Source organism: Sutcliffiella rhizosphaerae, assembly GCF_917563925.1.
Taxonomy (GTDB): Bacteria; Bacillota; Bacilli; order Bacillales; family Bacillaceae_I; genus Sutcliffiella_A; species Sutcliffiella_A rhizosphaerae.
This window is the reverse complement of sequence record NZ_CAKJTJ010000002.1, coordinates 317923-323922: the sequence shown is the minus strand read 5'-3', so window position 1 is coordinate 323922 and position 6000 is coordinate 317923. Positions and strand designations below refer to the sequence as shown.

General features: G+C 37.1%; 8 protein-coding genes. 7 read left to right on the top strand and 1 reads right to left on the bottom strand.

The genetic code is table 11. The features are described 5' to 3' along the window. Positions 1-7: 7 nt before the first annotated feature. Positions 8-154: a hypothetical protein gene (locus LRP81_RS03635; RefSeq protein ID WP_230499875.1), complete on the bottom strand. Its 147-nt coding sequence runs from the start codon at positions 152-154 to the stop codon at positions 8-10. Positions 155-260: 106 nt separating this feature from the next. Between LRP81_RS03635 and LRP81_RS03630 the strand changes: the two genes are divergently transcribed. From LRP81_RS03630 to LRP81_RS03600, 7 genes are all read left to right on the top strand, one after another. Next, a complete protein-coding gene (locus LRP81_RS03630) occupies positions 261-1628 on the top strand; it encodes a PepSY-associated TM helix domain-containing protein (RefSeq protein WP_399206975.1) in 1368 nt (455 codons plus the stop codon). A 15-nt stretch (positions 1629-1643) separates the two neighbouring features. Then, positions 1644-2111 carry a FixH family protein gene (locus LRP81_RS03625; protein WP_230499873.1) on the top strand — a complete coding sequence of 156 codons (468 nt, stop codon included), beginning with the start codon at positions 1644-1646 and terminating at the stop codon, positions 2109-2111. Between the two features lie 142 nt (positions 2112-2253). Then, a complete protein-coding gene (locus LRP81_RS03620; RefSeq protein WP_230499872.1) occupies positions 2254-3087 on the top strand; it encodes a hypothetical protein in 834 nt (277 codons plus the stop codon). A gap of 87 nt (positions 3088-3174) precedes the next feature. Then, positions 3175-3816: an SDR family oxidoreductase gene (locus tag LRP81_RS03615; protein ID WP_230499871.1), complete on the top strand. Its 642-nt coding sequence runs from the start codon at positions 3175-3177 to the stop codon at positions 3814-3816. Between the two features lie 190 nt (positions 3817-4006). Continuing rightward, the gene (locus LRP81_RS03610) at positions 4007-4579 is read left to right on the top strand and encodes a YdcF family protein (protein WP_230499870.1); all 573 of its coding nucleotides are present in this window, start codon (positions 4007-4009) and stop codon (positions 4577-4579) included. Positions 4580-4681: 102 nt separating this feature from the next. Continuing rightward, the gene (locus LRP81_RS03605) at positions 4682-5146 is read left to right on the top strand and encodes a threonine/serine exporter family protein (protein ID WP_230499869.1); all 465 of its coding nucleotides are present in this window, start codon (positions 4682-4684) and stop codon (positions 5144-5146) included. A gap of 27 nt (positions 5147-5173) precedes the next feature. After that, complete coding sequence (locus LRP81_RS03600; RefSeq protein WP_399206973.1) at positions 5174-5890, top strand: threonine/serine exporter family protein; 717 nt, start codon at positions 5174-5176, stop codon at positions 5888-5890. Positions 5891-6000 lie beyond the last annotated feature (110 nt).

Sequence of the window (6000 nt, the reverse complement as noted above, 5' to 3'; positions counted from 1 at the left end):
GCTTGTCTTATGCTTGTCGGGGCTGAACGAGGCGCTTCCGCATTTCTAATTGTCCAGCTCCAGCGCCTAGCCCCTCGAGGTCATAAGCAATCTGTCCAGAAGGTAAAACCCAACCTTCTTGCCAGCTTGTCTTATGCTTGTCGGGGCTGACCAAGGCGCTTCTGCTTTTCTAATATCCTTCATTCTTTTTTCACAATTAACTTCTATTATAAAAGCATACATTGAAATAATATTAGAGGAGTATGCTTGTGGACAATCAGATGAATCAAGATAAGAGTAAAAATCAAACCCGGAATGGCATCTATCATACAATGTGGAGATGGCATTTTTACGCAGGGATTATTTTTGCTCCTTTTTTAATTATTTTAGCTTTTAGTGGTGCTGTTTACTTATTTAAACCACAAATTGAATCGTATATATATAAAGATCTATATTTTGTAGAAGAAACAAAAGAAACACAGTTATCAGTTAATGCGCAGATAGACAATGTCAGAGAGGATTTTCCTGAAGCATCCATCACTGGTGTAACATTCTTTGAAGACAAGGAAAGAAGCACTAAGGTCTCTACTATACAGGACGGAGAAGCAATTAGTGTTTTCATTGATCCTTATTCAGGAAAAGTAATGGGCGGACTACATGTTGAAAAGGAATTAATGACCATTTTTAAGAAACTACATAGTGAATTAATTGTTGGAGGAACTGTTGCGAATAGATTAATAGAGCTTGCAGCGTGTTGGGCAATTATATTACTTATTACCGGAATTTATATTTGGTGGCCGAGAAATCGTGCTTCCATATGGGGAACAATGTTACCAAGATTAAGAAGTAAAGGCAGAGTTTTTTGGAGAGATATACATGCTGTTCCCGCATTCTGGCTATCTTTAGGGTTATTAATTTTAATACTAACAGGTTTGCCTTGGTCAGGTGTGATGGGAGAAAAGATTAATAGATTGGCCACCGCAACAAATACAGGTTATCCAGCATTTTCTTTTAGTTTTGGTCCAAAACCAGAATCAGTAACGGTTTCGAAAGATGTGGCAGAAAATGTTCCTTGGGCAACCGAAAATGTTCCTGTCCCAACTTCTACTGAAAATCAATTTGTGGCGCTGACATTAAGCGATGTGGAAGGAATAGCAAAATACAAACAAGTTCAAAGGCCATATACCATCTCTACGCCCCAAGGGGAGTCTGGAGTATATACGATTGCCACTTCTCACGAAAGACCGTTTGATAATGCTACCTTGCACATTGATCAATATAGTGGAGCTATCTTGACAGATGTTCGATATAAAGATTATGGGGTAATGGGGAAGGCAATAACAATTGGAATAGCTTTACATGAAGGGAAATTATTTGGCTTAGCTAATCAATTACTTGGTCTATTTCTTTGTATTGGTTTAATAGGCATGATAGTAAGCTCGATTATTATGTGGAGAAAAAGAAAGCCCCAAAACAGCCTTGGTGCACCAGGGAAAAATGTGGATGTGAGAATTAAGCGTATTGTTACAATAATAATGTTACTGTTGGGATTAGTAATGCCGCTCCTTGGTCTTTCCATAATTGGTATTCTTCTCTTAGACAAATTTGTCTTTACTAAAATGAAGCGATTTAAAGCATGGCTTGGATAAGAAAGGTGAGATGAAATGAAAAAGATTTTACTATTAATCCCTATATGGTTGTTGTTACTTGGCTGTACAAGCGCACCTGAAGAGAACACAATGCTCGAAATTGTAGAAGTTGAGATAGATCTTCCTAGTAATGTGAACGAGGGCGAAACGCTCCATATTCGATCACATATTACTCATGGCGAGGAGAATGTAGAAGACGCACAAGAAGTGCAATTAGAAATATGGAATGTAGAAGAAGGAAAAGAAGCTAGCGAACTTCTTGATGCAGAACACGTAGGTGACGGAAACTATGAGGGAATTTATTCCTTTGGAAAGAAAGGCATCTACCGAGTTCAGTCTCATGTGACTGCTCGGGACATGCACGTGATGCCGACAAAACAAGTTGTAGTTGGTGATTTAACCGATGAAGAAATCGAGACTATACTAGAAAATGAACAAACCGTTGGTGAAGGAAATCATGGTAGCAATGGAAGTCATCATTAATTGAGCAGGAACAGTCTATTTTAAGACTTTTAGCAAAGTAGTAGGTTTTGATAATAAATCTAAAAACAACATTTTATCAAAGGAAATGAAAGTATTTTATAGAAATTAATAGAGATATTAAGAGGGAGATGATGGAAAATGTGTGGGATTTTTATCTAAACAAGTATGGAGAGACAGTAGACTTCCGAGCGAAAGGGAAAAGTTAAGAAAAGCAATATATCGTGATCTTTCTCACGATTCAAATGTTTTAGCTTTTTTCTATGGAGGTTCTGTAGGCAAGCGAAATGAAGATGTATATTCGGATTTAGATTTGAGAGTAGTAGTGGAAGAGGAAGCGTATGAACCCTTTTTACAAAATAAAAAAGACAGAGCAAAGAATTGGGGAGATGTTTTGTTTTATGAGGATTTCCCCTGGGCAAGTTATTCTATTGCGCATTTCCGTTCTTTTATAAAGGTGGATGCTTTTTACTATAAAAAATCAGACTTGCTGCCTTCACCTTATTTGGAGGATTTAACAATCGACTATGATCCGTATGGATTTATTGCTGAATTAACCAAACAATCTAAGCAGCTAAAGTACGAATTCACTGCTGAAGATTTTGAAGTGTGGAGGGGAAAATTCTTCGCCTACCTCCATGAAGTATATCGCCGTGTTCACAGGCAGGAGTATAATTATGCTTTTAAGATGATCAATGACATGAGTTTTTCCATTGTTGTTGGTTGGTATGTAGTATTAGGGGAAGTTCCCAATTCATTTGGAGACTGGTCTAAAGTGGAAGGTGCAAGAAGCCCGTTAAGCGAGAAACAGCTACATCTCCTCAAAAAGTGGGATCCAGGTAAAAGAGATATAAACTTTCTTGCTGAAATCATTAATGGGCAACTAGACGCGTTTTTATCTGTCCATAATAGCTTGGCAAGTCGGCTTGGAATAATGGTAGACGAAAATTGGATAAAAGAAATGATTGGTAAAGTATAACAACATGTCTCTCGCATGTTGTTTTTTTGTTAGTTAAAAAGGGAATAGTTACAAACAGGTTCTATGTAGAAAAGGAGAGTGTAGAAAATGAAAGTTACAGTTGTTGGAGCAAATGGCCAAATTGGTAAACAATTGGTGCGACTTTTGAAAGAATCAGGGCATACTCCCATTGCAATGGTACGGAAGCAGGAACAGGTGGATGAATTTTCAAAAGAGGGGATTGAGTCTGTCCTAGCTGACTTGGAAGGGCCAGTTTCAGATTTAGTAGAAGCCTTCAAAGGAAGTGAAGCTATTGTTTTTACTGCTGGATCTGGAGGAAGCACAGGGTTAGATAAAACATTACTAATAGACCTAGATGGAGCGGTTAAAACAATAGAAGCCGCAGAACACATAGGTGTAAAAAGATATGTCATGGTTAGTGCACTTCAAGCAAATAATCGTGAAAAGTGGAACAAGGACATCCGACCTTACTATGTTGCCAAACATTATGCAGATGAGATGCTTATTGCAAGTGATCTTGATTATACCATTGTACGTCCAGGTGGATTATTAAATGAAAGTGGAACAGGAAAAGTTAAGGTGGCAGAAAATGTGGAGAAAGGATCCATACCAAGGGAAGATGTTGCTAAAGTGTTGCTTGAAATATTGGATGCAGCCAACACATATCGAAAATCCTTTGATTTAATTTCTGGTGAAAAACCTATAAAAGAAGAAATTGATAAGCTATAAAGGTATCCAGTATAGGGGTGTCTAGGAAGTCATGAACAATGGCTTTCTAACAGCCTCTATTATTTTGGAAGTGATTGTAAAGCTAATATAAAGAGGAATAAAGTAATAATTTTATGAAGAAATAACGAAACAAAATAGACCTTCTTTACGTTATATAATATGAGTAGAAAAAGCGTAAAGGACTTAGATGATGAAAACAACATTAAAAAAAATGCTTAAAATAGTAGGAACTTTCTTTGTAATATATCTCATAATTGTTCACTCCCTTATATACCAAACAGCTAAACAAGAACCCCCACAAGAAGTAGATTACCTTATCGTGCTTGGTGCTAGAGTAAAGGGAGAAGTTATGACGAAAGCTCTCCTTTTTAGGGTAGAGGCGGCTTTACACTATTTAGAGGAGAATCCAACTACTAAAGTTGTAGCTTCAGGTGGACAAGGTCCTGGTGAAGACATATCGGAAGCAGAAGCGATGAGAAGATATTTTGTAGCGAATGGAATTGAGGAAAATCGTATCATTATGGAACCACATTCCACCTCTACTTATGAGAATCTCTCCTTTTCAAAAAAATTAATAAATGAAGATGCAACAGTTGCAATTGTCAGTAATGATTTCCATGTATATCGAGCTTCTTTAATTGGAAAGCGGCTTGAATTTAAAGAAGTGCACACACTAGCAGGTAAGACTCCTACCATTGCAATCTTTAAACTGTGGTCTAGGGAATATTTTGCCGTAGCCAAGACATGGTTAGTGGATAAATAAGAAAAATGTAAGCCTCCATTAAGGAGGTTTTTTCGTTGAAAACTATTCAGTCTTATAGGGAATGTTTTATAATAAGCCTACTAGAGTGAATGAGGTGAAAGAATGCTTTATATTATTTCTCAGCTTGTGTTTAGTTTTATTGCAGCAGCTGGGTTTGGAGTTCTATTTAATGCACCGCGTAAAGCGTTGTTACATTGTGGTATTGTCGGGATGGTGGGATGGTTTTTTTACATAGTATTAGCCGATAATGGTGTTGATTCAGTTATTGCATCCTTTGTCGGGTCGTTTATGGTTGCACTAGTGGGACATATTATGGCAAAAAGATTCAAAATGCCGGTCATTATTTTTAGTGTAGCAGGGATTATACCTCTTGTCCCTGGTGGAATTGCGTATAATACAATGAGACATGTTGCCGAAAACGATTATATGGCTGCCATTCCATTGGCTGCAAAAGCATTTATGATTTCAGGTGCTATTGCAATGGGCCTCGTGTTTGCTGAGGTTATTATGCAAATAGTAATGAAAATCATTAAAAGTCTCACTATGGAAAAACAGGAGGTAAAATAATTGTCAAATGAAAATGTGAAAAAGATAATGGATGTCTGCCTCCTTGCTGGTAGGATAATGATGGAGGCCGGAGCAGAAACTTATCGGGTTGAGGATACAATGACTAGAATGGCAGCGACCTTTGGAATAAAAGATACACATTGCTTTGTCACGCCAACTGGCATAATTATGTCCATAAAAGGTGACAATCCTACGCAGCTCGTTAGAATAAACACTAGAACAACGGATTTAGAAAAAGTAGCTAGAGTTAACCATATTTCTCGAAGAATAGCCGATGGTGAACTTTCTGTTGAGGAAGCGGATCATGCATTACATGAATTGGAGTCTTCCCATCTCCTGTTTCCAGTAAGCTATCAAATTCTAGCTGCAGCACTTGTGAGTGGATCTTTTTTAATAATGTTTAAAGGAATTTGGACAGACTTTCTTCCAGCCATGATTGTTGGTGCTTTTGGTTATTCTGCTTTGTTACTAATACAATATTATACAAGGGTAAAGTTCTTTGCAGAATTTTTTGCAGCGCTTATTATTGGATTAGTTTCTTTATTATTAGTGAAGGTAGGGTATGGAACACAGCTTGATCGAATTATTATTGGTTCAGTTATGCCACTAGTTCCTGGCCTCTTAATTACAAACGCTGTGCGTGATTTAATGGTGGGGCATTTTGTATCAGGTCTATCTAAAGGAGCAGAAGCATTTCTTACTGCATTTGCAATTGGTGCTGGTGTTGCAGTCGTATTTATATAGGATGTTTTATATTGTAAGTAGAGAATTATTTCCAAATTACAAGCTTAACAATGAATTTACAGTATATTTCGTTATTTTACAATAATTTCTTGTTTCTTTTTAATTAATAA

Excerpts from the sequence above, each read along its gene's own strand:
- LRP81_RS03630 (WP_399206975.1), top strand. The coding sequence starts at position 261 with ATGAATCAAGATAAGAGTAAAAATCAAACCCGGAATGGCATCTATCAT.
- LRP81_RS03625 (WP_230499873.1), top strand. The coding sequence starts at position 1,644 with ATGAAAAAGATTTTACTATTAATCCCTATATGGTTGTTGTTACTTGGC.
- LRP81_RS03615 (WP_230499871.1), top strand. The coding sequence starts at position 3,175 with ATGAAAGTTACAGTTGTTGGAGCAAATGGCCAAATTGGTAAACAATTG.
- LRP81_RS03610 (WP_230499870.1), top strand. The coding sequence starts at position 4,007 with ATGAAAACAACATTAAAAAAAATGCTTAAAATAGTAGGAACTTTCTTT.
- LRP81_RS03605 (WP_230499869.1), top strand. The coding sequence starts at position 4,682 with ATGCTTTATATTATTTCTCAGCTTGTGTTTAGTTTTATTGCAGCAGCT.
- LRP81_RS03600 (WP_399206973.1), top strand. The coding sequence starts at position 5,174 with ATGGATGTCTGCCTCCTTGCTGGTAGGATAATGATGGAGGCCGGAGCA.